The sequence below is a fragment of the Bradyrhizobium diazoefficiens USDA 110 genome, from assembly GCF_000011365.1.
In the GTDB taxonomy this organism is placed as follows: domain Bacteria; phylum Pseudomonadota; class Alphaproteobacteria; order Rhizobiales; family Xanthobacteraceae; genus Bradyrhizobium; species Bradyrhizobium diazoefficiens.
The window spans coordinates 6477749-6503252 of the sequence record NC_004463.1 but is presented as its reverse complement, the minus strand read 5'-3'; the positions used below and the strand labels follow the sequence as shown (position 1 = coordinate 6503252).

24 protein-coding genes and 1 riboswitch are annotated in these 25504 nt (G+C 65.4%); of the genes, 17 read left to right on the top strand and 7 right to left on the bottom strand.

Annotated elements, in window-relative coordinates; genetic code table 11:
- The first annotated feature begins 161 nt into the window (after nucleotides 1–161).
- The 4 genes from BJA_RS29940 (at nucleotide 162) to BJA_RS29925 (ending at nucleotide 6083) form a co-directional block, all read left to right on the top strand.
- On the top strand, nucleotides 162–2471 hold the full coding sequence (locus BJA_RS29940; RefSeq protein ID WP_011088655.1) for a xanthine dehydrogenase family protein molybdopterin-binding subunit: 2310 nt from the start codon (nucleotides 162–164) through the stop codon (nucleotides 2469–2471).
- 124 nt (nucleotides 2472–2595) lie between these two features.
- Nucleotides 2596–3045: a cytochrome c gene (locus tag BJA_RS29935; protein ID WP_011088654.1), complete on the top strand. Its 450-nt coding sequence runs from the start codon at nucleotides 2596–2598 to the stop codon at nucleotides 3043–3045.
- 196 nt (nucleotides 3046–3241) lie between these two features.
- Nucleotides 3242–3327: riboswitch (ZMP/ZTP riboswitch) on the top strand.
- Nucleotides 3328–3361: 34 nt separating this feature from the next.
- Entirely contained in the window at nucleotides 3362–4651 is a 1290-nt protein-coding gene (glyA, locus tag BJA_RS29930; RefSeq protein WP_038967039.1) for a serine hydroxymethyltransferase, read from the top strand.
- 148 nt (nucleotides 4652–4799) lie between these two features.
- On the top strand, nucleotides 4800–6083 hold the full coding sequence (locus BJA_RS29925) for a cystathionine gamma-synthase family protein (RefSeq protein ID WP_011088652.1): 1284 nt from the start codon (nucleotides 4800–4802) through the stop codon (nucleotides 6081–6083).
- Between the two features lie 9 nt (nucleotides 6084–6092).
- On the opposite strand, the gene BJA_RS29920 is transcribed toward BJA_RS29925, so the two are convergent.
- Complete coding sequence (locus tag BJA_RS29920; RefSeq protein WP_231166541.1) at nucleotides 6093–6323, bottom strand: VF_A0006 family four-cysteine protein; 231 nt, start codon at nucleotides 6321–6323, stop codon at nucleotides 6093–6095.
- Here BJA_RS29920 and BJA_RS29915 point away from each other — a divergent pair.
- Nucleotides 6306–6557, top strand: a complete 252-nt coding sequence (locus BJA_RS29915; RefSeq protein ID WP_162494043.1) for a hypothetical protein — start codon at nucleotides 6306–6308, stop codon at nucleotides 6555–6557. The two genes, BJA_RS29920 and BJA_RS29915, sit on opposite strands and share 18 nt — an antisense overlap.
- 76 nt (nucleotides 6558–6633) lie before the next feature.
- Here BJA_RS29915 and BJA_RS29910 read toward each other — a convergent pair whose 3' ends face one another.
- Nucleotides 6634–7053 carry a CHRD domain-containing protein gene (locus BJA_RS29910; RefSeq protein WP_011088650.1) on the bottom strand — a complete coding sequence of 140 codons (420 nt, stop codon included), beginning with the start codon at nucleotides 7051–7053 and terminating at the stop codon, nucleotides 6634–6636.
- Between the two features lie 154 nt (nucleotides 7054–7207).
- On the opposite strand from BJA_RS29910, the gene BJA_RS29905 reads away from it, so the two are divergent.
- Nucleotides 7208–8131, top strand: a complete 924-nt coding sequence (locus BJA_RS29905; RefSeq protein WP_011088649.1) for a c-type cytochrome — start codon at nucleotides 7208–7210, stop codon at nucleotides 8129–8131.
- A gap of 3 nt (nucleotides 8132–8134) precedes the next feature.
- Here BJA_RS29905 and BJA_RS29900 read toward each other — a convergent pair whose 3' ends face one another.
- Nucleotides 8135–8380, bottom strand: a complete 246-nt coding sequence (locus BJA_RS29900; RefSeq protein WP_014493934.1) for an Lrp/AsnC ligand binding domain-containing protein — start codon at nucleotides 8378–8380, stop codon at nucleotides 8135–8137.
- Nucleotides 8381–8504: 124 nt separating this feature from the next.
- Nucleotides 8505–10484, bottom strand: a complete 1980-nt coding sequence (locus BJA_RS29895; protein WP_162494129.1) for a hybrid sensor histidine kinase/response regulator — start codon at nucleotides 10482–10484, stop codon at nucleotides 8505–8507.
- Between the two features lie 311 nt (nucleotides 10485–10795).
- Between BJA_RS29895 and thiD the strand changes: the two genes are divergently transcribed.
- The 4 genes from thiD to BJA_RS29875 all read left to right on the top strand — a co-directional run bounded on the left by thiD (nucleotide 10796) and on the right by BJA_RS29875 (nucleotide 14745).
- Complete coding sequence (gene thiD / locus BJA_RS29890; protein WP_011088646.1) at nucleotides 10796–11596, top strand: bifunctional hydroxymethylpyrimidine kinase/phosphomethylpyrimidine kinase; 801 nt, start codon at nucleotides 10796–10798, stop codon at nucleotides 11594–11596.
- Between the two features lie 216 nt (nucleotides 11597–11812).
- A complete protein-coding gene (locus tag BJA_RS29885; protein WP_011088645.1) occupies nucleotides 11813–12625 on the top strand; it encodes a UDP-2,3-diacylglucosamine diphosphatase in 813 nt (270 codons plus the stop codon).
- Nucleotides 12625–13698, top strand: coding sequence for a glycosyltransferase family 4 protein (locus BJA_RS29880; protein WP_011088644.1), 1074 nt, complete (start codon nucleotides 12625–12627; stop codon nucleotides 13696–13698). The genes BJA_RS29885 and BJA_RS29880 overlap by 1 nt, the downstream gene beginning before the upstream one ends.
- 63 nt (nucleotides 13699–13761) lie before the next feature.
- Nucleotides 13762–14745 carry a threonine/serine dehydratase gene (locus BJA_RS29875; protein ID WP_038967041.1) on the top strand — a complete coding sequence of 328 codons (984 nt, stop codon included), beginning with the start codon at nucleotides 13762–13764 and terminating at the stop codon, nucleotides 14743–14745.
- Nucleotides 14746–14827: 82 nt separating this feature from the next.
- Here BJA_RS29875 and BJA_RS29870 read toward each other — a convergent pair whose 3' ends face one another.
- Nucleotides 14828–16630: a caspase family protein gene (locus BJA_RS29870; protein WP_038967042.1), complete on the bottom strand. Its 1803-nt coding sequence runs from the start codon at nucleotides 16628–16630 to the stop codon at nucleotides 14828–14830.
- Nucleotides 16631–16817: 187 nt separating this feature from the next.
- On the opposite strand from BJA_RS29870, the gene BJA_RS29865 reads away from it, so the two are divergent.
- The 3 genes from BJA_RS29865 to BJA_RS29855 all read left to right on the top strand — a co-directional run bounded on the left by BJA_RS29865 (nucleotide 16818) and on the right by BJA_RS29855 (nucleotide 18705).
- Nucleotides 16818–17261 (top strand): RbsD/FucU family protein, encoded by a 444-nt coding sequence (locus BJA_RS29865; RefSeq protein ID WP_011088641.1) that lies wholly within the window; start codon nucleotides 16818–16820, stop codon nucleotides 17259–17261.
- Between the two features lie 111 nt (nucleotides 17262–17372).
- Nucleotides 17373–17768, top strand: coding sequence for a hypothetical protein (locus BJA_RS29860; RefSeq protein ID WP_011088640.1), 396 nt, complete (start codon nucleotides 17373–17375; stop codon nucleotides 17766–17768).
- 166 nt (nucleotides 17769–17934) lie between these two features.
- Nucleotides 17935–18705 (top strand): SDR family NAD(P)-dependent oxidoreductase, encoded by a 771-nt coding sequence (locus BJA_RS29855; protein ID WP_011088639.1) that lies wholly within the window; start codon nucleotides 17935–17937, stop codon nucleotides 18703–18705.
- Between the two features lie 40 nt (nucleotides 18706–18745).
- On the opposite strand, the gene BJA_RS29850 is transcribed toward BJA_RS29855, so the two are convergent.
- Nucleotides 18746–20143 carry a hypothetical protein gene (locus BJA_RS29850; RefSeq protein WP_038967048.1) on the bottom strand — a complete coding sequence of 466 codons (1398 nt, stop codon included), beginning with the start codon at nucleotides 20141–20143 and terminating at the stop codon, nucleotides 18746–18748.
- Between the two features lie 75 nt (nucleotides 20144–20218).
- Between BJA_RS29850 and BJA_RS29845 the strand changes: the two genes are divergently transcribed.
- Entirely contained in the window at nucleotides 20219–21415 is a 1197-nt protein-coding gene (locus BJA_RS29845; RefSeq protein ID WP_011088637.1) for an MFS transporter, read from the top strand.
- Here the strand turns inward: BJA_RS29845 and dgcA are convergent.
- Entirely contained in the window at nucleotides 21385–22380 is a 996-nt protein-coding gene (dgcA, locus tag BJA_RS29840; RefSeq protein ID WP_011088636.1) for an N-acetyl-D-Glu racemase DgcA, read from the bottom strand. The genes BJA_RS29845 and dgcA overlap by 31 nt on opposite strands.
- Nucleotides 22381–22514: 134 nt before the next feature.
- On the opposite strand from dgcA, the gene BJA_RS29835 reads away from it, so the two are divergent.
- From BJA_RS29835 to BJA_RS29825, 3 genes are read left to right on the top strand one after another with little or no spacing between them, the layout of a single operon-like run.
- Nucleotides 22515–23648, top strand: a complete 1134-nt coding sequence (locus BJA_RS29835) for an MlaE family ABC transporter permease (RefSeq protein WP_063921501.1) — start codon at nucleotides 22515–22517, stop codon at nucleotides 23646–23648.
- Nucleotides 23649–23650: 2 nt separating this feature from the next.
- Complete coding sequence (locus tag BJA_RS29830) at nucleotides 23651–24433, top strand: ABC transporter ATP-binding protein (RefSeq protein WP_028173242.1); 783 nt, start codon at nucleotides 23651–23653, stop codon at nucleotides 24431–24433.
- A gap of 19 nt (nucleotides 24434–24452) precedes the next feature.
- On the top strand, nucleotides 24453–25331 hold the full coding sequence (locus tag BJA_RS29825; protein WP_011088633.1) for an MlaD family protein: 879 nt from the start codon (nucleotides 24453–24455) through the stop codon (nucleotides 25329–25331).
- Nucleotides 25332–25504 lie beyond the last annotated feature (173 nt).

Below are 25504 nucleotides of genomic sequence, written 5' to 3'. Positions count from 1 at the left end.
TTCAGGGTGAGGTCTTGTTTCGCGGCGCAATCTGGACGCCATGGTGACGGGGGCGCGACGCTTTCGCCGCCTGCGACCCATGTGCCTGTCTAAACCCATTTGCCTTGCCACTTTTTCCACGGCAATATGCCGGCAAAACAACCATGAGAACGGGATAGAAAATGGCTGCTCCCATCAAGTTCGGCGTTGGCCAAAGTGTGCTGCGCAAGGAGGATGACGCGCTCATCCGCGGCAAGGGCCGCTATACCGACGATTACGCGCCGCAGGCCGCGCTCCGCTGCTTGATGCTGCGCTCGCCGCATGCGCATGCCAAATACACCATCGATGCGAGCCGCGCCCGCGGGCTTCCCGGCGTCGCGCTGATCCTGACCGCCGACGACGTTGGGGATCTCGGCAATCTGCCCTGCCTGTTCAACCTCGAGACCGATCCCTTCACCGGCCCGCCTTACCCGATCCTGGCCAAGGACGAGGTGCGCCATGTCGGCGATTCCATCGCCTTCGTGGTCGCCGAGACCATCGACCAGGCTCGCGACGCGATCGAGGCGATCGAGGTCAAATGGTCGCCTCTGCCGGCGGTGACCGGCGTCGTCAACGCCGTGAAGAATGGCGCGCCGCAGGTCTGGCCGGACAAGGCCGGCAACGTGCTGTTCGACGTTTCGATCGGCGACAAGGCCGCGACCGAAGCCGCCTTTGCCAAGGCGCATGCGGTCGCCGAGATCGCCATCGTCAATCCGCGCGTGGTCGCAAGCTTCATGGAGACGCGCGCGGCGGTCTGCGAATATGACGCCAAGCGCGACCATCTGACGCTGACGGTCGGCAGCCAGGGCAGCCATCGCCTGCGCGACATTCTCTGCCAGAACGTGCTGAACATCCCGACCGAGAAGATGCGGGTGATCTGCCCCGACGTCGGCGGCGGCTTCGGCACAAAACTGTTTCCGTACCGCGAATACGCCCTGATGGCGGTCGCGGCGCGCAAGCTGAAGAAGGCGGTGAAATGGGCGGCCGACCGCTCCGAGCATTTCATGGGCGACGCGCAGGGCCGCGACAACGTCACCACCGCGAAGATGGCGCTGACTGAAGACGGCAAGTTCCTCGCGATGGATTGCGACCTGATGGGCGACATGGGCGCGTACCTGTCGACCTTCGGGCCCTATATCCCGCATGGCGGCGCCGGCATGCTGCCGGGCCTCTACGACATCCAGGCCTTCCACTGCCGGGTGCGCACCATCTTCACCCACAGCGTGCCGGTCGATGCCTATCGCGGCGCGGGCCGGCCCGAGGCGGCCTATGTGATCGAGCGCCTCGTGGACGCGTGCGCGCGAAAACTCGACATGACGCCGGACGCCATCCGCCGCAAGAACTTCATCCAGCCAAAGGCGCTGCCGTACAAGACGGCCACGGGCAAGGTCTATGATTCCGGCGACTTCGCCGCGCATCTGAAGCGCGCCATGGAGATCGCCGAGTGGAAGGAGTTTCCCAAGCGCGCCAAGGCGGCCAAAAAGCAGGGGCTCATTCGCGGCATCGGCCTTGCGAGCTATGTCGAGATTTGCGGCGTGATGGGTGAGGAGACGGCCAACGTCCGCCTCGATCCCAATGGCGACGTCACTGTCCTGATCGGCACGCAGTCGAGCGGACAGGGGCACCAGACCGCCTATGCGCAGATCGTCGCCGAGCAGTTCGGCGTGGCGCCGGAGCGCGTCCACGTCCGTCAGGGCGATACCGACGAGATCGCGACCGGTCTCGGCACCGGCGGCTCGGCTTCGATCCCGTCAGGCGGCGTCAGCGTCGAGCGCGCCACGCGCGAGCTCGGGCAAAAGCTGAAGGAGATCGCGGCGCAGGCGCTGGAAGCCAGCGCCGGCGACCTCGAGATATCGGAGGGCGTGTTGCGCATCGCCGGCACCGACCGTTCGATCTCGTTCGCCGATCTCGCCAAGCGGCCGGGCGCCGATCCGTCGAAGCTGAACGGCAGCGCCACCTTCGCCAGCGCCGACGGCACCTATCCCAACGGCACCCATGTCGCGGAGGTCGAGATCGATCCGGCGACCGGCATCATCAAGATCGTCAACTACGTGATCGTCGACGATTTCGGCAAGACGCTCAACCCGCTGCTGCTCGCCGGGCAGGTGCATGGCGGCGCCATGCAGGGCATCGGCCAGGCCTTGATGGAGCAGGTGGTCTACGGGGCCGGTGACGGCCAGCTGATCACCGCGACCTTCATGGACTACGCGCTGCCGCGGGCGGCTGATGGTCCGGACTTCGTGTTCGAGACCGCCAACGTTCCATGCAAGACCAATCCCATGGGCGTGAAGGGGGCGGGCGAGGCCGGCGCGATCGGCTCCTGTCCGGCCGTCGTCAACGCCATCGTCGACGGGCTCTGGCGCGAGTACAAGATCGACCACATCGACATGCCGGCGACCCCGGAACGGGTGTGGATCGCCATCAGCGAGCACCGTCGCCGTCACAGCCTCTAGCCACAATCCTGCCGCGCGGGAATAAACGCCCCGCGCGGGGTTCTATCCATGGATGGATCGCGACTCCCGTGAAGCGGGTGGCGGGTCCAATCCCAAGGCATCTGCGAGTCGGAGAAACTAACCAATGAAACGGACGATGATTGTCGTGACGACCCTGCTATTGGGCGCGGGCGCCGTGATGGCGCAGCAGGAGGTCGCGGTTCAACAGGATAATCTGATGCGCTCGCAGGCCAGGAGCCTCTATACGGTCATCCTGAAGATGACCAAGGGCGATATCCCCTACGACCAGAAGGCCGCCGACGAGGCGATCGCCAATCTCGAGACCGACGTCGCCAAGATCGCCAAGACCTTCGAGGTCAATCCCAAGCAGGACGTGGTGAACGCGACCTATGGGGCCTCGCCGAAGGTCTGGAAGAACAAGGCCGATTTCGACTCCAAGATCCCGCCGGTGCAGAAGGCGATCGCGCAGGTCAAGGGCAAGATCACCGACGTCGCGAGCCTCAAGGCCGCCTATACCGCGATCAACGATCGTTGCACCGACTGCCACGAGACGTATCGGCTGAAGTTGAAGTAGCCACCTGAATTTTTTCCACGCTCGACCTCGTAGCCCGGATGAGCGCAATGATATCCGGGGAAGGCGACCCCGCATGTCGCTTCGCTCATGCGGCTCCGAGCGTTGCTTCAATCAGCACGGCCTGCCGGACCTGGTAATTGCGGCAGGTGCGCAGGTCAGCTAGGTTGTACTTCACGAAGAGCCTCCGTGCTCATTCGTCCTATCGCGCGACTGGCGAGCTAACGTGGAATCGACCACGGTGAAGCGCGAAGGGTTCCGACGCCGATCGCCTGGGCAACCAATCTGCTGGAAAAACAGCGTGTTGAGGAGCCCGAGCATGCCGTCATTTCGCAACGAACTGTCCATCAACGATCAAGAGATCGCCGCTGCCCTTGTGGGGGAAGAGCGCCGCCAACAGGACGGCGTCGAGCTGATTCCGTCCGAGAATTACACCTACCCGGAGGTGCTTGAGCTGCTCGGATCGGTCTTCACCAATAAATATTCCGAGGGATATCCGGGACGCAGATACTACGGCGGCCAGCAGTATACGGACGAAATCGAGCGCCTCGCACGCGAGCGGGCTTGCTCGCTTTTTCGTGCCGAGCACGCCAACGTTCAGCCTCTTTCCGGATCACCGATGAATCAGGCCGTCTATCTCGGCCTGTTGGAGCCCGGCGACACCATTCTCGCCATGGACCTGTCCCATGGCGGTCATCTCACCCACGGCGCGCCGGTGTCCCACATGGGGCGTTTGTTCAACTTCATTCGCTACAAGACGGCTCCGTCAAACGGCGGCGCGATAGATTTCGACGAATTGCGCGCGATTGCGCGTGAAGCGCGTCCGAAGATGGTGTTGTGCGGTTACAGCTCCTATCCGCGCGACCTGGACTATGCGGCATTCAAGAGTATTGCCGACGAAGTTGGCGCGCTCACGATGGCTGACGTGAGCCACTATGGCGGATTGGTTGCCGCGAATGTCATGCGCAATCCGCTTGATGCCGGCTTCGACGTCATGACGACGACATCCCACAAGACGCTGCGCGGCCCCCGTGGCGGGATCATCCTATGCCGGAAAGAAAATGCCGGTCGGATCGATGCTTCCGTATTTCCCGGTTTGCAGGGCGGACCTCACATGAACGTCGTGGCCGGGATTGCCGTGACGCTCAAGAAGGCGGCGACCTCGGATTTCCAGGTCTACGCGCGGCAGGTCTTGCGCAACGCGAAGGTTCTTGCCGGCGCGCTGATGGAGCGCGGGATGAAGCTGGTCACGGACGGAACGGACAATCACATGATGGTCGTCGATACGGCAGCGTCCGTCGGACTGGACGGGCGGGCAGCCGAGGATGTGCTTGATGCCATAGCCATCACCACAAACAAGCAAGTGATTCCGGACGATCCGCGCCCGCCGCTCAGGCCGAGCGGTATTCGCCTTGGGACACCGGCGGCGACCACGCGTGGCATGGGAGAGCCCGAAATGCGTCGTATCGGCGAGTTCATTGCGGCGGCTCTGCAGGCGAACGGCAACGATGTGGTCGTCGCGCGCCTCAGGTCAGAGTGCGTCGAGATGTGCCGGGCTTTTCCTGTTCCAGGCGTGATGTCCAGAGCTAATTCTGTTGCCAAGACCTGACGGATCGTTGTGAGAGTGGTTATCTTCGGTCGAGCCGCCGCGGCGTTGATTCGACCTGCTGGATGCCGGCGCATCTCGCTCCCGATTGCCTCACGATGTTTGGAGTTCCAACGCGCGGCGCGGATCCTAGTCAACAGCGAGACTGGCCATGGTAAAACCCTTTCCGTCGAAGACCCACATCGGCAACCATATGCTGCATCCGGAAACGCTGATGCTGACCTATGGCTATGATCCGCAGCTGTCGGAAGGCGCCATCAAGCCGCCGGTATTCCTGACCTCGACCTTCGTGTTCAGGACCGCCGAGGACGGGCAGGACTTCTTCGATTTCGTCGCCGGCCGGCGCGAGCCGCCGGAGGGGATGGGCGCGGGCCTGGTCTATTCGCGCTTCAACCACCCCAACAGCGAGATCGTCGAGGACAGGCTCGCGGTCTATGAGCGCACCGAGAGTTGCGCGCTGTTCTCCTCCGGCATGGCGGCCATCGCAACCACGATCCTCGCCTTCGTGCGCCCCGGCGACGTCATCCTGCACTCCCAGCCGCTCTATGGCGGGACGGAAACCCTGCTGACCAACACGCTTGCGCGCCTGTCGATCGGCGCCGTCGGCTTTGCCGACGGCATCGACGAGGCGGCGGTCAAGCAGGCCTCGGAGGAGGCGATGGGCAAGGGCCGGGTTTCGATGATCCTGATCGAGACCCCGGCCAACCCGACCAATGGCCTCGTCGACGTCGCGATGATCCGCCGCATCGCCGACGCGATCGGAAAGGCCCAGGGGCATACGCCGATCATCGCCTGCGACAATACGCTGCTCGGGCCGGTGTTTCAGCGGCCGATCGAGCATGGCGCGGACCTTTCGCTGTACTCGCTGACCAAATATGTCGGCGGTCACTCCGACCTGATCGCGGGCGCCGCGCTCGGCGCGAAGGCGATCATGAAGGGCATCAAGGCGCTGCGCGGCGCCATCGGCACCCAGCTCGATCCGCATTCCTGCTGGATGATCAACCGCTCGCTCGAGACGCTGAGCCTGCGCATGGAAAAAGCCGATGCGAATGCGCGCCTCGTGGCGGCTTATTTGCGCGATCATCCCAAGGTGGCCAAGGTCCACTATCTCGGTCATCACGAGGAGGCATCGCCGGCGGGGCGTGTGTTTGCGAGGCAGTGCCTGGGGGCGGGATCGACGTTCTCGTTCGACATCGCCGGCGGCAAGGAGGCCGCGGTCAAATTCCTCAACGCGCTGCAAATCCTCAAGCTGGCGGTGAGCCTCGGCGGCACGGAGTCGCTGGCCAGCCTGCCGGCGACGATGACCCATTCCGGCGTTCCCGCCGACATCCGCCAGAAGATCGGCGTGCTCGATTCCACGATCCGGTTGTCGATCGGCATCGAGAACCCGTCGGATCTGATCGCGGACCTCGCGCAGGCGCTGAACGCGGCTTGAGCGGGGGGATCAAAGCGGATTGGACGCGCGGCATGCCGACATGATCGCCGCGGCAGCCTCGTTGCTCTGCGCGCCCGAGAGCTGCCGCACGAGGCAGACGTAATAGCCCTTGCTGGATGCGTTCAACAGGGAATCGCCGTTGACGACGAGCCAGTTGCAGGCGGAGCGGATGTACTGCACGGCAAGGGGCGATCGTGTATCGCGGATTGCGGACAGCTCGCATTGAGCCTGCTTTTCCATGTCGCTCTGCGCGAGCACCGGTCCGAAGAAGCAAAGAAACGCTCCGGCGGCGACGAGGCCTGGCACAACGTGCCACGGCGCGCGCGCCGATCTTCTGATGCCGGCGTCGCCGGGCCGATCGAGAACGCTGGAAACGAGCCGCACGGTGCCACTCTGGAGATTGGTGAGGCCGAAGTTTACGGCGGAACGCGCGAGGCTGGCAAGGCACGAGGTCCGGACATTCCCGCACGTTAAGGTCCTCGCCCGAATCGAAAAGGCCGGACGCTCCCTCCTTGCGTCCGGCCTTTCCGCGACGAAGCCGCGTTTTCGCTTACTTCGTCACCTGGCCGCGGATCTCGCCGCCCGGATTCGCCGCCGTGTGGATGTTGACGTAGAGCTTGCCGGCCAGCAGATCGGCGGCCTGCGCGTCGGTCAGCGTCGCAGAGCCCTCGACCGGGCTCGACGTCGCATTCGGGATCGCGATCGCTACGCCGGCGTTCTTGCCGGCCTCGGCGGGCCCGTGGAAATGAGCGGCGGTGGCGGGGCCGGAGAGGCCGGAATAGGTCACCTTCCAGGAGAGCTTCTTGCTGGCGGCGTCATAGTCGAGATCGGCCGTTCCGGTGCCGCTGGTGGTGGTGGCGGGCACCTCGGACTTGCCGTCCAGCGTCGCCTTCAGTTTCTCCGCGCTGGCCGGGGCGGCGAACGCGACGGCAGCTCCGAGTGCCAGCGTGGCAAAAATTGCTTTGTTCATGGGTCTCTCCCTGTTGACGTCTGATTGCGGTCAACTTGCAAACAGTGCGCGCAGGAGTTTATTCCCGGATCAAGCTCAAACCATCTAAATTATTCGTGGCTGGAGCGGCCACCGGCGAATCCGTAAGTTCGGCCGATCTCCATGGGATACCTCGATGCTGCGACGAACAATTCTTGTCATGCTGATCGCTGCCGTTGCAGGCTTCGGCGTCTATTGGTGGCTGACGGCGCCGGCCGCATCGGCCGTGCCGTTGCCATCCCGGGCGCCGGATCCTGCCAACGGGCAGGAGATCTTCAATGCCGGCGGATGCTCGTCCTGCCATGCCGTGCCCAACCAGCCCGACCGCTTGCGGCTCGGCGGGGGCCTGGCGCTCGGCTCGCCATTCGGAACGTTCTACGTGCCCAACATTTCCCCCGATGCCGCCGACGGCATCGGGCGCTGGAGCGAGACCGAATTCGTCAGCGCCGTGATGCGCGGCGTGTCGCCCGAGGGCCAGCACTACTTCCCGGCATTTCCCTACACGTCCTATCATCTGGCGAAGGTGGAGGACGTTCGCGATCTCTTCGCCTATCTGAAGACGCTGCCGCCGGTGTCCGGCAGGGTGCGCGACCACGACCTGCCGTTTCCCTTCAACATCCGCCGCAATGTCGGCATCTGGAAATTGCTGTTCATGCAGAGCGGGCCGTTCGTCGCGGACGCGACGCACTCGCCGCAATGGAATCGCGGCGCCTATCTCGTCAACGGCTTCGGCCATTGCGCGGAGTGTCACAGCCCGCGCAATCTGCTCGGCGGCATCATCACCGCGCAGCGTTTCGCCGGCGGGCCCAATCCGGAAGGCGAGGGGTGGGTGCCGAACATCACGCAAAAGGGCATTGGCGAATGGAGCGTGAAGGATATCGCCAATTTCCTGAAGACAGGCGAATTGCCCGAGGGCGACAGCGCCGGCGGCGCGATGGCGCGCGTGATCAAGAACACCTCGCAATTGTCGGATGAGGACATTGCGGCGATGGCGGATTACCTCAAGTCGCTGCCGCCGGTGGACGGACCGCCGCGCCCGAAACGCAAGGATGCTGGTTAGAGGCTAGCTCGCGCCGAACGCCTTGAAGGTGATGATGGTGAGCGTGTCCTGGATGCCGGGCAGCACCTGCACCTTTTCGTTGATGAAGTGGCCGATGTCGGTGTCCTTGTCGACGTAGAACTTCACCAGCAGGTCGTAATGGCCGGCCGTGGAGTAGATCTCGGAGGCGATCTCGGCTTCGGCGAGCGCATTGGCGACCGTATAGGACTGGCCGAGCTTGCATTTGATCTGGACGAAAAAGGGAACCATTGCAGTCACTCCGAAGGCATATCTGGCGGCTAATAGGCCAAAACCGGGGGGGCTTGGCAAGCGAACTTGCCGCCTCGCGGCTGCCCGAAGGATTGGTCCTGGCCAAGCCCCTCTACAAGGCCCTCTAGGAGGGCAGGGGCGCGCCGGCAAACGCCTCCCTCAGCCGCCGGGCCAGCTCGGCATTGCGATAGGGCTTGGTCAGGACGATCGATTGCGCGTGCGCGCGGCCCTGCTCGACCAGGGTCTCCAGGGCATAGCCGGAGGAGAACACGACAGGCAGTCCGGGCCGGATGCGCCGGGCCTGGTCGGCGAGCTCCCAGCCGCTCATTCCGCCGGGCATCACGATGTCGGTGAACAGGAGGTCGATGGCCGGGTTGGTGCGAAGCTGCTGCAAGGCCTCCTTGCCGTTGACGGCTGCGACCACGCGATATCCCAGCGCCTCCACGCGCAGCGTGACGGAGGAGCGGACGAACGGATCGTCCTCGGCGACCAGGATCGTTTCGTGCCCCCGGGGCGCAGCCTCCTCGCGCGCCTCGATGTCGGCGAGCGACTGCTCGCCGCCGGCATGCGGCAGGTAGATGCGGACCGTCGTGCCGAGGCCCGGCTCGCTGTAGATCGAGACGTGTCCGCCTGATTGCTTGGCGAAGCCGTAGACCATGCTGAGGCCGAGGCCCGAGCCCTTGCCGACCTCCTTGGTGGTGAAGAACGGCTCGAAGGCGCGCTCGATGACGTCAGGCGTCATGCCCTCGCCGTCATCGGTGATCGAGATCAGGGCGTAGCTGCCGGACTCCACCTCCGGATGCTGGACGCGATAGTGCTCGTCGATCGCGGTGAGCTCGGTGCTGAGGGTGAGATGCCCGCCCGCCGGCATGGCGTCCTGCGCGTTGAGCGCGAGATTGAGCACGGCGGATTCGAGCTGGGCGCGGTCGGCGAAGGCGAGGATGGAGCCGGCGCCGAACGCCGTCGTGATCTCGATGTTTTCGCGCAAGGTGCGCTTGAGCAGCTTGTGCATGGAGGTCAAGAGCTCGCGGCACTCGATCGCGCGGGGTTGCAGCAATTGGCGCCGGCTGAACGCCAGCAGCCGCTGCGTCAGCTCCGCACCGCGTTCGCCCGACTGGCAGATGTCGTCGGCGAAACGCCTGAGGTCGGGACGGGCCCTGAGCTGCTCGCTGAGAAACTCCGCGTTGCCGATGATGACGGTGAGCAGATTGTTGAAGTCGTGGGCGATGCCGCCGGAGAGCTGGCCGACCGTCTCCATCTTCTGCGCCTGCTGGAGCTGCTGCTCGGTCAGCTTGCGCGTGGTCAGGTCGTGGACGATGCCGACGTAGATCAGCTCGCCGTCCTGCCAAGCCTGGCCCACCGACAGATCCATCGGAAAGGTCGATCCGTCCTTGCGCACACCGGCGGCTTCCCCGGTTGCGATGCGCAGCGTACGACCCGTGGATGAGGGCCTCTCCTCATTGGACATCAGCATACCGATGTCGAGATTCATGACCTCGTCGGCGCGATAGCCGAACAACCGTTCGCAGGCGGGATTGAACAGGAGAATGCGGGCTTGCGCGTCGAACAGGATGACGCCGTCGACCGCGGTCTCGACCACGGCGGTGAGGCGTGTCATGCTCTCGCGCAGCGCGCGCTGCGCTTCACGAACCTGGCCGAGGAGCTGGGCCGCATCCCGGTTCTTGCTCTCCTCCTCCTCGAGCGCGGCCTGGACCTGCCGGAGCTCGAACGGCGAGGGGATGGTCAGGATCTTCGGCAGAAGCGGCCAGAGCGCTCCCGCGGTGATGACCGACGCCACGGCGGTGAGCGCCTTGACGATGCCCTCGACGCCGTAGACGGGCACCCAGAGCGTGTAGATCGACAGCACATGCGTCAGGCCGCAGGCCATGATGAAGACGGCGAACGCCCAGAAGACCCACCCGAATTCGAGGTCGCGCCGCTTGGTGACGAGGATCGCGAGTGCAAACGGGATCGAGAAATACGCAAGCGCAATGCAGGCATCCGAAACGACATGCAGCCATATCAGCTCGGGCTCCCAGAGCAGGCAGATGCCGTGCGGGGAGAGCATCGAGGAGTCGAGGATACGTTCAAGGTAGGCCAACATGTGATTGCTTCCCGAGAGGATTGCGGCCGAGGCCGGCCCGCAACATGGCATCGCTGGACGAATCCGCCAATAAACGTCTCACTCACCGGGATGGGCGCCAAGGCCGGGCTATGCCGAGGGCATATTTTCGCGGGATGTGCACACTCGCGGGACGACAAGGCGGGCCGGGCCCTTATCCGGCTGATTCGCCGGGGCCGGACCGGCATGGGTTAGCTCGTCGCGGCGCCCGCGGCCGGCCCGGCTTGCTGGCGCATCCGCGGCACGCTAGGACAAGGCATGGCGGTGTCCCTCTCAAACCAATGTATCCGGCGATGACGACGCCCGTGGCTCTCACCATTGCAGGTTCCGATTCAAGCGGCGGCGCCGGCATCCAGGCGGATCTGAAGACCTTCGCGGCGCTCGGCGTCTACGGCGCCTCCGCGATCACGGCGCTGACGGCGCAGAACACGCGCGGCGTCACCGGCATTCATGCGGTGCCGGCTGATTTCGTCACCGCGCAGATCGATGCGGTGTTCTCCGATCTCGACGTCGGCGCGGTGAAGATCGGCATGGTGGCCCAGGCCGCCAGCATCGATGCGATCGCAGCCGCGCTGGCACACTGGAAGCCGCGCCATGTGGTGCTCGATCCCGTGATGGTCGCGACATCGGGCGACCGCCTGCTGGCGTCCGAAGCCGTGGAAGCCCTGCGCATGCGACTGATGCCGCTGGCCTCGGTGATCACGCCGAACCTGCCGGAGGCGGCAGCTCTCCTCGGCGAGCCCGCCGCGGCCAGCGAGGCCGGGATCGAAGGCCAGGGGCGCCGGCTGCTGGCGCTCGGCTGCCGTGCGGTCCTGATCAAGGGCGGACACGGCGAGGGCGCCGAGAGCATCGACTATCTCGTCACGTCCGAAAGCACGATCGCGCTCGCCGCGCCCCGCGTCGCGACCAAAAACACCCATGGCACCGGCTGTTCGCTGTCCTCCGCCGTGGCAGCGGGTCTCGCCAAGGGCGAGACTCTCGAGCAGGCGGTGCGCAACGCCAAGGCCTGGATCAGCGCCGCGATTGCCGCTGCCGACCGCTTCGGCGTCGGCCACGGCCACGGGCCGATCCATCATTTCCACAAATTTTACTGACGCCGGCTTCGAGCTGCGCGCCGGCCCCGGCCGTTAACCAACAAGGCGACGGGGACCGGGCTTTTGCGGACAGCCATGGCCGCTTCGTGTCGCCTGATTGTCGCATGCGACTGATATTCGCGGGGAGGGCGAGGCGAGGTTTGATTCGTATCTGAGGGTGCCTCAAAGGTTCAATCGGTCATCCCCCTGTCACGGGATATTGTTACAGGCTGTCGCATGGGAAGCTACGATGTGAGTGACGAAAGCCCTGAAAGGCGCTTTCGCACCTTGTTCATCTCCGACGTTCATCTCGGAGCCCGCGGTTCACAAGCCGACCTTCTGTTGGACTTCCTGCGCTACCATGACGCCGAGACGATCTATCTCGTCGGCGACATCGTCGACGGCTGGGCGCTGAAATCGAGCTGGCACTGGCCGCAATCGCATAACGACCTCGTGCAGAAGCTTTTGCGCAAGGCGCGCAAGGGCGCCAAGGTGATCTACATCCCCGGCAATCACGACGAGTTCCTGCGCAACTATTACGGCACGCATTTCGGCGGCATCGACGTGGTCGAGAACACCGTCCACACCGGCGTGGACGGCAAGCGCTATCTCGTCATCCACGGCGACATCTTCGACCTCGTGGTGCAGAACGCGCGCTGGCTCGCCCATCTCGGCGACAAGGCCTACGACTTCGCGATCCAGATGAATCGCTTCGTCAACTTCTTCCGGCGCATGTTCAAGGTGCCCTATTGGTCGCTGTCGCAATGGGCCAAGCAGAAGGTCAAGAACGCCGTCAACTATATCGGCGCGTTCGAGCAGGCGCTTGCCGCCGAAGCGCGCCGTCACGACGCCGACGGCGTGATCTGCGGCCACATCCACTATGCCGTGATCCGCGACGAGGCCGGCATCCGCTACATGAACTGCGGCGACTGGGTGGAGAGCTGCACCGCGCTGGTCGAGCACGACGACGGCCATTTCGAGATCATCACCTGGGCGGATCAGGCGCAAAAGCCGGCGGCCGTCCCGCAGGTCGCAGCAAGGGCCGCCTGATGCGCATCCTGGTCGCGACCGACGCCTGGCACCCGCAAGTCAACGGTGTGGTTCGGACGCTAACCAAGCTTGCTGACGCCGCCAAAGGGCTTAACGTTGAAGGTCTTAGCGTTGAAGGTCTTGGCGTCGAGTTCAATTTCCTGACGCCGCAATCGTTCCGCACCTTCGCGATGCCGAGCTATCGCGACGTGCGGCTCGCGATGCCGCGTCCGGCGCGGATCGCCAAGCTGATCGCGGAAGCCCGTCCCGACAGCATCCATATCGCGACCGAAGGGCCGATCGGCCTGATGGTCCGCCGCTATTGCCGCCAGCGCAAGCTGCCGTTCACGACCAGCTTCCACACCCGCTTCCCTGAATATGTCCGCGCCCGTGTGCCGGTTCCGGAATCCCTGATCTGGCGGGCGCTGCGTCGCTTCCATGCGCCCAGCCGCGCCGTAATGACGGCGACCCCGGCGCTCGCCCGCGAGCTGACCGAGCGCGGCTTTGCCAATGTCGTGCTGTGGCCGCGCGGCGTCGACACGCATCTGTTCCATCCCCGCGCGATCGATCTCTGCCTGCCGACCCCGGTGTTCCTCTCGGTCGGCCGCGTCGCGGTGGAGAAGAATCTCGAGGCGTTCCTCGACCTCGAGCTGCCGGGCACCAAGGTGGTCGTCGGCGACGGCCCGGCGCGGGCTTCGCTCGAAGAGGCCTATCCCGACGCGATCTTCCTCGGCGAGAAGCACGGCGAGGCGCTGGCGGACATCTACGCGGCCGCCGACGTCTTCGTGTTCCCCAGCAAGACCGACACGTTCGGCCTGGTCCTGCTCGAGGCGCTGGCAAGCGGGCTGACGGTCGCGGCCTTCCCGGTGAAGGGCCCCCGCGACGTGATCGGCGATGCGCCGGTCGGGGCCCTCGATCACGATCTGCGCAATGCCTGCTTCACCGCGCTCGGCATCTCCCGGCAGGATTGCGTCGAATTCGCTGCCAATTACACCTGGGAGGCCTCGGCGAGGGCCTTTATCGACAGGATAAAGGCGGTCGGTGCGGTGCTGCCGGGCCGGAACGGGGCGGAGCAGCCACGCTTCGTCGCCTGAAGAAGAAAAACCCTCGCGGGGAGGTGTCTTGCCCGTCGCTCAATGGGCGCGATAAGGTTGAGTATGACCGAACAGCCCCTTCCGATCGGCCCCGCCGATATCGATGCCGCAGCACGCGTGATCGCGCCCTTCGCCATCCGCACCCCGCTGTTGTCCTTTCCCGTGCTCAACGAGCGCGTCGGCGCAAAAGTGTTCCTGAAGCCGGAGATGCTCCAGCGCACCGGCTCCTTCAAGTTCCGTGGCGCCTTCAACAAGGTCGCCTCGATCCCGCAGGACAAGCGCGCCGGCGGCGTCGTGGCCTTCTCCTCCGGCAACCATGCCCAGGGCGTGGCGGCCGCGGCCAAGATCCTCGACATGCAGGCGACCATCGTGATGCCCGCGGACGCGCCGCTGTCCAAGCGCGAGCGCACCAAGTCCTACGGCGCCGAGGTCGTGCTGTACGACCGCGATCGCGACGACCGCGAGGCGATCTCGCGCGGCATCGCCGAGAAGCGCGGCGCGACGCTGGTCAGGCCGTATGACGATCCCTTCGTGATCGCTGGCCAAGGCACCGCCGGCCGGGAGATCGCGGACGACATGGCAACGCTGGGCCTTAGCCCCGACATCGTGGTGGCACCCGCCTCCGGCGGCGGCCTGATCGCCGGCGTCGCGACCGCGATCAAGGCGCGATATCCGCTGGCGCAGGTCGTGGTTGCCGAGCCGGAGGCGTTCGACGATCACGGCATTTCGCTGACTGCAGGCCATCGCGAGCCGCATGGGCCGGCAGGCCGCACCATCTGCGACGCGCTGATGGCGCTGATCCCCGGCGAGATGACATTTGCGATCAACAGCAAGCTGCTCGCGCGCGGCGTCACCGCATCCGACAAGGAAGTCGGTGCGGCGGTGGCGTTCGCCTATCGCGAGCTGAAGCTGGTGGTGGAGCCGGGAGGGGCCGTCGGCCTTGCCGCGCTGCTCGCGGGGCGTCTCGACGTCGCCGGCAAGAACGTCGTCATCGTCCTCTCCGGCGGCAATGTCGATGCCGATCTGTTCGCCGAGCTCGTGGCCTGATTCTTCTCGCCTGATTTCCTGACATGCGTAGGGGCGGAGCATCACTGCTCCGCCCCTTTGTCGTCTGCGCTTCTTGCCGCGATCAGTGCATGAAGCCGCGGAGATTGTTGCCGCCGCTCGTGGCGGGCGCCTGGTTCATCGACTGCCGGAAGTTGTTGCCGCCGTTGTTGACCATGCGGTTGGTCGCATTGAACTGCGGGCGGTTGTTCTGCTGGGTGTTCTGGACCTGCACCCTGTTCACCGGGCTGTTGTTGAGATTCACGCCGTTGTTGATGCGGATCGGGTTGTTCTGAGTCTGAATATTGACCGGCTTGGTCTCGAACGTTGAACCGCCCTTACCGACATTCACCGGCATGCTCACGATCTTGCCGGGGGTGCCGGTGCCATTGCCGGCGTTCGGCGTGTTGTTGGTCGCGGGCAGCGTCACGATCTTGCCGATGCCGCCATTGTTGTTGGTGGTGTTGGTCGGCGCAGGCAGGGTGACGATCTTGCCCGGGGTCTGCGACGGCGTGCCGTTCTGCTGGGTCGGCTGGTTGTTGCCCGCCGGCAGGTTGACGATTTGGCCGCCATTGCCGAGCTTGCCGATGACGTTGCCGTCCACGGGCTTCTGCACGACCGGCAGATTTCCATTGATCTGACCACCGCCATTGCCCTGCTGCAGCGGCATGTATTTGGGCTGGCCGAGATTGCCGATCTTGAAGGTCGGCGCAATGTTCTGCGGCGCCAGGAACTTCGTCGCCTGCATCAGCGGGATCAGCTTCGGCTGGGCTGCGAGCTTCAGCGCGGACACGGCATAGGGGCTGTTGCCGTAGCTGTCGTAGAAGGTCTGGTAGCCGAGCGGCGAGTTCGTGAGCACCGCCTTGTGCCAGGCCTGCGAGATCAGGAGGTTGTTGAGCAGCCAGCGGATGTGGTCGCACAGCGGGTCGTGCGGATACATCTGGATGAACTCCTGATAGTACTCCGGCCGTCCCTCTGACACGACGTAGTCATAGGCCTGGCGCGTCGAGCGGCTCGGCAGGTTGGAGGCCATCTGCACGACGGGCGCATTCACGGGGGCGCGGCTGGCTGCGACGGCGGTGTCGCCGAAGAAGGTGAAGTCCGACGTGAGCGAAGAGCTCTCCCACGGGATCTGCGCACCGCTGGTGGTCTGGTTCACTGCGAGGCGCACGCGCTTGAACAGCTGCTCGATCGGCACGTTGGGCTCGCGCGCGACGTTCAGGAAGGCCTGGGTGTAGGGGCTGTGGCCGCCGGTGCCGTCGAGTGCCTCGGCGCCCGGCGCGGTCGAGTAACCCACGATCGAGCCGTTCGGCGCATCGACGATTGCCAAGCCGCGGCCGGCATCGTTCACGGAGGGGAAGGGGTTGTTGCGGCAGGCATCGAGGATGACGATGCGCATGCGGCTCGGGATCGTCTCCAGCGTCGACATCACGTCGACCAGACGCACCGAATTGTTGACGAGCTCGGTCGGGCTCGAGACCCTGGCATCCACGGGAACGAGATAGTTCTCGCCGGCGAGCTGCACGCCGTGACCGGCGTAATAGACCATCGCCACCGTGTTCGGACCGCGCGCGGAGACTTTTGCGGAAAAGTCCTGCACCACGCGGAGCATGTCGTTCTGCGTGAGGTCGGTCGCGGCGACCACCTCGAAGCCGGCCGAATTCAGGAACTTCGCCATCGACTCGGCGTCGTTGTCGGGGTTTTGGAGCTGCGGCGCGTTCTGGTAGTTCGAATTGCCGATCACCAGCGCCACCCGGTGCTCCGGGCCTTGCAGCGCGGTGGGGGCCGGCTCGACCGGGGCGACTTGCGCGGAAACAGGCCCGCAGGCAAAGCCGAGCAGGCTTCCCAGAAGGCCCGCAGTCATCAGGAAAGGCTTTAGGCGGAACATGGCGTGCTCCTCTGGCACTGATCTCGATGCGAGGTTGGTTGCGAGGAAGCCTGGCCGCGTTCGAGCCCGGGGTCCGTGATCCCTGTCACCATGGGTGGCAGCGTGATCTGAATCACGCTTGGAACCTGCTATGGTGAATGGCCGGTTTCGCCGGCCAAAGACATGCCTTCTGGGGAAATGCCGTCACATGCTGAAATCGATCGATCCGATCCTGACGCCCGACCTGCTCTGGCTCCTGGCCTCGATGGGCCATGGCGACGACCTCGTTTTCGTCGACGCCAATCATCCGGCAACGCGTATCGCCAAAACGACGTCCTCGCAGCGCCTGATCCAGCTGCCGGGCATGCGCATGGAGACCGCCGCCCGGGCCATCATGTCGGTCTACCCGCTCGACGATTTCGATCCCGATCCGGTGCGCGTGATGATGCCGGTGGACGATCCCGATCGCGTGCCCGACGTGCAGCGCGCGGTGCTCGCGGAAATCGAGCGCGCCGCCGGCCGCACTGTCGCTCCCGGCAAGCTGGCGCGTCCGGATTTCTATCGCGCGGCGGCGGCGGGCTTTGGCGTCGTGCAGGTCGGGGACAGCAGGGGCTATGGATGCTTCCTGATCCGCAAGGGCGTGATCGGTTAGCGGACGCCTTGCGCTCGATCAACAGATCGCCGCTCCTCACGCAGGGTGTGACGCAATTCCCGTCTGCGATATCCTGCGCATGGCTGCAAACAGTTCTGCACTCGAATTTGAATGGTCATCTCGCAACCGGCTGTCTATGGTCGATCCATGTCGCGCCTTATGTGTCTATTCGTTGCTGTCATCCTTTCTCTGCTGCCGGCCGTCGCGCCCGCCGAGCCCGCTCAAAAGCGCCCCAAGCCGGTCTGGCACGGCTACGGCTTCCTGCCGGGCTATCGCCAGCCGCTGAGCAACAGCATTCCGCTCTATAAGCAGAAGGACGCGATGCGCCGTCTTGCGCGCAACGACCGGCGCCACTGGTACATCGATCCGGTTCCCCAATATTATCGCTGGGATGGCGAGTGGCATTATTTCGGCCGCCCCGGCTTCGGCGGCGGCCGCTACAACGGCGGCAGCTTTGGCCCGTGCTGGACGCGGACACCGATCGGCCCGGTGTGGAATTGCGGGTGACGGACCTCGTCCCGCTTCGCCGACATGTTTCGAAAGGCGCGTCCTCGCGGACGGCTTCACTTGGCAGATTTCAATCGTAACCGAATCCGGTTCGGCTGAAACCGAATCGTCGTCCCGGTGTCCTAGCTCTCATCCGTACCTTGCGGTTTCGGATGGAGTTGTCGGCATGCTTTCTCGGTTCAAGGATAAGGTCGTCATCGTTACGGGCGCCGGCAGCGGTATCGGCGCCGCAGCCGCAAGGCGCTTTCACGGCGAAGGCGCTATTGTCGTGCTCAACGGACGGCGCGAGTCCAAATTGGCCGAAGTCGGCGCGGAGCTGGGAACCGATCGCTGCATGATCCGGCCCGCCGATGTCACGATCGCCGCAGATGTTGAGAGCCTGGTCGCCGACGCGGTGCGGCGCTTCGGCAGGATCGACATCCTCGTCAACAATGCCGGGACGGGCGCGCTGATCGATTTCCTGGGCTCGCCGATCCAGCAGTGGCGAGACCTCTTCGCGGTCAATGTCGACGGTGTCCTCTACATGACGCGCGCCGCGCTTCCGCACCTGATCGAAAGCGGCGGCTCGATCGTCAACGTGTCGTCTCTCAGCGGGCTTGGCGGCGATCGGGGTTTGAGCTTCTACAACGCCACGAAGGGTGCCGTCAGTAATCTCACGCGTAGCCTGGCGCTCGAATTTGGCCCGAGAGGCGTGCGCATCAATGCGGTTTGCCCATCATTGACCCTCACCCACCTGACGATGCCGATCCTCGAGCAATATCCGGAATTGCTCGCAAAGTTGGTGGGACGCATCCCCCTCGGCCGCGCAGCCCAGTCCGAAGAAGTTGCGAGCGTCATCGCATTTCTCGCAAGCGACGACGCCAGCTTCGTGAATGGGGTGAACCTGCCAGTCGACGGCGGCGTCGACGCATCGACCGGGCAGGCCTCCTTCGTGTAGCGCGGATTGCTCGCGATGACGATAGAGCCAGTGCGCCCCCTTACGAGAAGAACGCGATCTTCTCGGCCTGGGTCATACGGCGGATCGGCGCGAGCGGGTCGTTGGCGGCCGCGCGCGGTTTTTGCAGGATGCCGCTGGCGAGGATGGTGGCGCCAAGCGAGGACTCGGACAAGGACGCCGACAAGGGCGAGGGCATCGGCAGCGGCGCGGCTGCGAATGAGGCCGTGGCCGCCATGGCCGGGGCGGGTTGCTCCATCACTTCGGCGGCGGCTTCCGCGATGGCATTGGTGAGGCGCGCCAGCGATTCCATCGCGATCGGCGCTTCTTCTGCGTGCGCCTCCACGATCGGCGCGGCGGCGGGTTCCGGCGCGGCCGGCTCCCGAAGCACGGCAGCAACGGGCGCGGCGACCTCCGCGATCATCGGCTCGGGGATGGCCGCTGCCATCTCGACCGGCTCGATGATCTCGTCGAATTCCGGATCGGGCGCGGCCATCTCCAGCGCGATGGCCGCGAGCACGGCTTCGTCCTCAGCTTCCGCGGCAGCGTCGAGTGAAAACTCGTCGGCGACTTCCGCGAACGCGGGCTCTTCGAAAGCGGCGTCTTCCGGGGCGGCATCTTCGAGCGCGATCGGGCTTTCGGCTGCAATTTCCGGCTCGACGGCGGCATCCATTGCCTGCTCGGCAATTGCGAACGCTTCAGCGTCGCCGGCCGTCTCAGCGGCGGCTTCGGGCTCGGCAGCCACCGCGATGTCCTGCGGCGTCTCCGTAAAAGCCACGGCGGTTTCGCTCGCCATCGCGGCGGGCGCGGCCTCGAGAGGCGAAGCTTCTGCGACGGACGGCGGTGCTTCCCGCACCGGAGCTGCCGAGGAACGCACTGCCGTCGCCTGCGGCGTTGCGTCGCCGTCGGCATCGAGCTGCTCGACCCGATCCCTGAGCAGATCGAATGCGGCCTTGAGCTCGGTGCGGAGATCGAGGGTCGAAACCTGTCCGCAGGCAGCCTCGATCGAGGCGAGCTGCGAATCAATGAGGTCGCAGATTCGCCCGTCGGCGCCGATCTCGCGCCAGCGCCAGGAGATCTCCTTGATGATCCGCACGCCGCGCGGGATCGGGGCAAGGCTCGCCTCGATCGCCGCGGGGTCGAACGCCGCGATCGCGATCGTCTCGGCTTCCCGGATGGCGCGGCGGATCTCGACCAGCGCCTCGGGCAGGCGGTCCTCGACGACGGGTTGTCGCTGTGCCGCAAGGGTTTCTTCGATTTTGGCGACCGCATCGAGCACCATGCTCGTGTCGGCATTGCGGTTGCGCTTGGCATATTCGCCGAGGAACCAGCGGCCGCGCGCGGTCTCCATGAAGGCTTCGCGGATCGCGTCGTAATCCTGCTCGTTCGGCTCGGCCGCGCGGGCAGACATGGGCGAGAGGGCGAATGCTTCGTTGGCCATGACAATCTCGTCGCGCAAATCACCGCGCGTTACTGTAACGATCACCACGATATCGACCGAATCGCAATTGGTTTGATGGCAGGCGAATCACAAATCCCCACGCAAGCCGCCGTGAAGCGGCGATTCGCCGTGAGCCTTGCCCTGTTCTACTCGGCCTTCTTCGCGGTCCTGGGCACGCATATGCCCTTCTTCCCGGTTTGGCTGAAGGCGATCGGTATCGACGCGGCCTGGATCGGCCTCATCAACGCGCTGCCGGCGATCACGCGCTTCACCACGCTGCCGCAGGTCGCGGCCTTCGCCGAAAAGCGACATGCCATTCGCGCCGGCATCATGGTGTCGGTGCTGGCGACCGCGATCGGATTTGCGGCCGTCGGCCTGCAGCAGCAGCCGCTGGCGCTGTTCCTGATCTACGCGCTGACCTGCATGATGTGGACGCCGACGATGCCGCTGACCGATGCCTATGCGCTGCGCGGTGTCGCCCGTTACGGACTCGATTACGGACCCTTGCGGTTGTGGGGCTCGGCGGCGTTCGCCGCCGGCTCGCTCGCCTGCGGCTATCTCGTCGACAGCATCGCGGCGCGCGACCTGATCTGGGTGATCGTCGCGTGGGCCGTCGTTGCGGTTCTCGCCAGCCTGCGGCTTCAGCCGCTCGACGATCTCAGGCGGAGGACGACGGAGACGCATGCCGGCAAGGCGCTGCTGCACGATGGCGGCTTCTGGGCCGTGATCGCCTCGGCGGCGCTGATCCAGAGCAGCCATATCGCCTTTTACACGTTCTCGGCCATCACCTGGCAGCTCCATGGTCACGGCGGGCTGACGATCGCGGGGCTGTGGACGCTGGGTGTGATCGCCGAGATCGTCGTGTTCGCGCTGTCGCCGCGCTTCTCGCTGCATCCGTCCACGCTGATGGCGATCGGGGGGCTAAGCGCCGTGGTGCGCTGGATCGTCACCGCCAGCGAGCCGTCGCTGGCGCTGCTCGCGATCGTGCAGCTCGGCCACGGCCTCTCCTTCGGCATGACCATGGTCGGCACCATGAATCTGCTGGTGCAGCGCGTGCCCTCGCATCAGATCGCGCGGGGGCAGGGCTACTACGCCGCCTGCAACGGGTTGCTGGGCGCAACCACCTCGATCGCGTCAGGCGCGATCTACGCCCGCATCGGCGAGGGCCTGTATTACGTGATGGCCGCGATGGCCGCGGCCGGCGCGCTTGTCATCTGGTCGGCGCGACACCGGCTCAAGGCTCATCCCCACAGCGAGGGGGAGGGCGGATAGACCAGGCTGTCGTCATAGCGCAGGCCGTGATCGCGGTCGCGCGCCAGCAGCAGCGGGCCGTCGAGATCGACGAAGCGCGCCTGCGGCGTCACCAGCATGGCAGGGGCCATCGACAGCGAGGTCGCGACCATGCAGCCGATCATGATCTCGAAGCCGAGCGACTGCGCCGCATCCGCCATCGCGAGCGCCTCGGTGAGGCCGCCGGTCTTGTCGAGCTTGATGTTCACGGCGTCGTAGCGCTCGCGCAGGGGAGCGAGGGAGCTGCGGTCGTGCACGCTCTCGTCGGCGCAGACCACGAGCGGCCGCCTGATCCGCGCCAGCGCGTCGTCCTTGCCGGCCGGCAGCGGCTGCTCGACCAGGGTGACGCCGACGGCGTCGCAGGCGGCGAGATTGTGCTCCAGATTGGCCTCGGTCCAGGACTCGTTGGCATCCACGATCAGCTCGGACTCTGGGGCGGCCTTGCGCACCGCTGCGATGCGGGCGTCGTCGCCGTCGCCGCCGAGCTTGATCTTGAGCAGCGGCCGGTGCGCCGCTTTCGCGGTCGCCGCGGCCATGGCTTCAGGAGTGCCCAGCGAGATCGTGTAGGCGGTGGTACGCTCGCCCGGGATCGGGCGGTCCAGCAGGCTCCAGGCCCGCAGGCCCGCCGCCTTGGCCTCGAGGTCGATCAGGGCGCAATCCAGCGCGTTGCGGGCGGCGCCCGGCGGCATGGCGGCTTGCAGCGCCTGCCGGGTGATACCGCCTGCCACGGCCGCCTGCATGGCCTGGACGGCGGCCAGGGTTGCCTCGGGGGTCTCGCCATAGCGGGGATAGGGCACGCATTCGCCGCGGCCGGTGAGGCCGTTCTGGCTCACTTCGGCCACAACGGTCACGGCCTCGGTCTTGGCGCCCCGGCTGATGGTGAAACTGCCGGCGATGGGAAAGCGCTCGATTCGCGCCCGAAGTGCCGGAACTTTGCTGGAAGTCATTTTGAACTCTGGCGAAATCTGAACCTGCTAGTTACCTCTAGCAACTAACATTAACCAGTTGGGGATACCTTCTCCGGGTAAGGGCGCGTGCGCAACTATCTGATTTCCTCCGCCCCGGCACGGGAGCGGACATCTTGAGCAGCGATCCGAAGCTGGAACGGATTGTGAAGGGCAATGCGCTGGCACTCTGCGCCACCGGAACCTGGACCGCGAGCTTCGCGCCGGTCCTGGAGCGGATGGTGGCGGATGCCGAGAAGTTGGCCGGCAGCCCCCAGAGCATCTTCATCGACGTCTCCGAGGTCGCCAAGCTCGACACCTTCGGCGCTTGGTTGATCGAGCGGCTGCGCCGCAGCCTGACCCAGGGCACCGTCGAGGCGCAGATCGCGGGTCTCTCCGCCAATTATTCGAGCCTCGTCGACGAGGTCCGGCGGGTGAGGGCGACGCCGGTGGTCGACGCCGGCACGATCACCATCACCGGCATGTTGGACCAGATCGGTCGGGCCGTGGCCGGTGTCGCCGGAACGGTTGCGGGCCTGATCGACATGCTCGGCGCGGTGCTCGCGGCGGGCGGCCGCGTGCTGATCCATCCGCGCTCGTTCCGCCTGACCTCGACCGTGCACCACATGGAGCAGGTCTGCTGGCGCGCGGTGCCGATCATCGTGCTGATCACCTTCCTGATCGGCTGCATCATCGCCCAGCAGGGCATCTTCCATTTCCGCAGGTTCGGCGCCGACATCTTCGTCGTCGACATGCTCGGCGTGCTGGTGCTGCGCGAGATCGGCGTGCTCCTGGTCGCCATCATGGTCGCGGGCCGCTCGGGCAGCGCCTACACCGCCGAGCTCGGCTCGATGAAGATGCGCGAGGAGATCGACGCGCTGCGCACCATGGGCTTCGACCCGATCGAGGTGCTGGTGCTGCCGCGCATGCTGGCCCTGGTGCTGGCGCTGCCGATCCTCGCCTTCCTCGGCGCCATGGCCGCGCTCTATGGTGGCGGGCTCGTCGCCTGGCTCTATGGCGGCGTCGATCCCGAAGCCTTCCTGCTTCGGCTGCGCGATGCCATCTCGATCGACCATTTCATCGTCGGCATCGTCAAGGCGCCGGTCATGGCCGCCGTGATCGGCATCGTCGCCTGCGTCGAAGGGCTCGCCGTGCAGGGCAGCGCGGAATCGCTGGGACAGCACACCACCGCGTCGGTGGTGAAGGGCATCTTCTTCGTCATCGTCATGGACGGCGTGTTCGCCATCTTCTTCGCCTCGATCGGGATGTGACGATGGCCCAGGAAACCCAAAACGGGATCCAAAATCCCATCATCCGCGTCCGCGACATCACCGTGCAGTTCGGCGCGACGCGCGTGCTCGACGGCCTCAACCTCGACGTCAAGCGCGGTGAGATCCTCGGCTTCGTCGGCCCATCGGGCGCGGGCAAGTCGGTGCTGACGCGCACCATCATCGGCCTCGTGCCGAAGGTGGCAGGCTCCATCGAGGTATTCGGCGTCGACCTCGATTCCTCCAACACCTCGCAGCGCCGCAACGTCGAGCGGCGCTGGGGCGTGCTGTTCCAGCAGGGCGCGCTGTTCTCCTCGCTCACCGTGCGGCAGAACATCCAGTTCCCGATGCGCGAATATCTGCGCGTCTCGCAGCGGCTGATGGACGAGATCACCATGGCCAAGCTGACCATGGTGGGCCTGAAGCCCGAGGTCGCCGAGCGCTTCCCGTCGGAGCTCTCGGGCGGCATGATCAAGCGCGTGGCGCTCGCACGCGCGCTTTCGCTCGATCCGGACCTCGTTTTCCTCGACGAGCCGACCTCGGGCCTCGACCCGATCGGCGCCGGCGACTTCGACGAGCTGGTCAGGACGCTCCAGCGCACTTTGGGCCTGACCGTTTTCATGGTAACGCACGACCTCGACAGCCTTTACACCGCTTGCGACCGCATCGCCGTTTTAGGGAACGGTAAGATCATTGCGGCAGGGTCGATCGCCGACATGCAGGCCTCGCAGCATCCCTGGCTGAGGCAATATTTCCATGGCAAGCGCGCCCGCGCGGTCATGGGCTGAGTGGTAGCCGGAGTACCTGATGGAAACGCGGGCGAATTACGTACTGATCGGATCGTTCACGCTGGCAGTGATTGCCGCGGCGATCGGCTTCGTGCTGTGGTTCCAGTCGCTGCACACCACCAAGCAGCGCAGTCCCCTGCGCGTGGTGTTCGAAGGCCCGGCGGCGGGCCTGCGCAACGGCGGCAGTGTCAATTTCAACGGTATCCGGGTGGGTGAAGTGGTCTCGGTGAAGCTCGACAACCCGCGGCGGGTTGTCGCACTCGCCATGGTCGAGAACAACGCCCCGATCCGCAAGGACACCCTGGTCGGCCTCGAATTCCAGGGCCTGACGGGCGTCGCCGCAATCTCGCTCAAGGGCGGCGAGGAGGCAGCGCCCCCGCCGCCGCTCGACGAGGACGGCATCCCGTCGCTGACCGCCGATCCCAACAAGCTCCAGGACGTCACCGAAGCGATCCGCGGCACGCTCCAGAACATCAACAAGATCGTCGCCGACAATCAGGAATCGGTGAAGAACTCGCTGAAGAACCTCGAGACCTTCACCAACTCGCTGGCGCGCAACTCCGAGAAGATCGACGGCGTGATGGCCAAGGTCGACGGCGTGATGCTCAAGGCCGACAACCTCATGCTCGGCCTCAACACGCTCGCCGGCGGCAAGGACGGCGGCGAGCTGTTCCAGGCGGTGAAGTCGATCCGCGAACTCGCCGATGATTTCGACAAGCGCTCCGGATTGCTGATCTCGGACGGCCGCCGCACTCTCGGCGACATCAGCCGCGCCGTGAACAATTTCGACCGCAACCCGACCCGCGTGCTGTTCGGCGCCAGCAACAGCGCGCCGGCAGCCGCCCCACCGCCAGCCGAGCCGCCGAAGCCGGCGGCGAGCGAGCGCAAGCGGCAGTAGCGGTCCCTCCGTCCATCATTCGTCTCACGCGCGACACGCATCGGCGTCGCGCGATGACCGCGGCGTGCGCGCCGCTCAGGACGGCGAGAGTCCGGTGACGATACGAAAGTATGGGGGTCTGGCCGAGCCAAGGTAGGGGGCGGGGCCAGCGGCGATGTCAGCTATATCGCGCT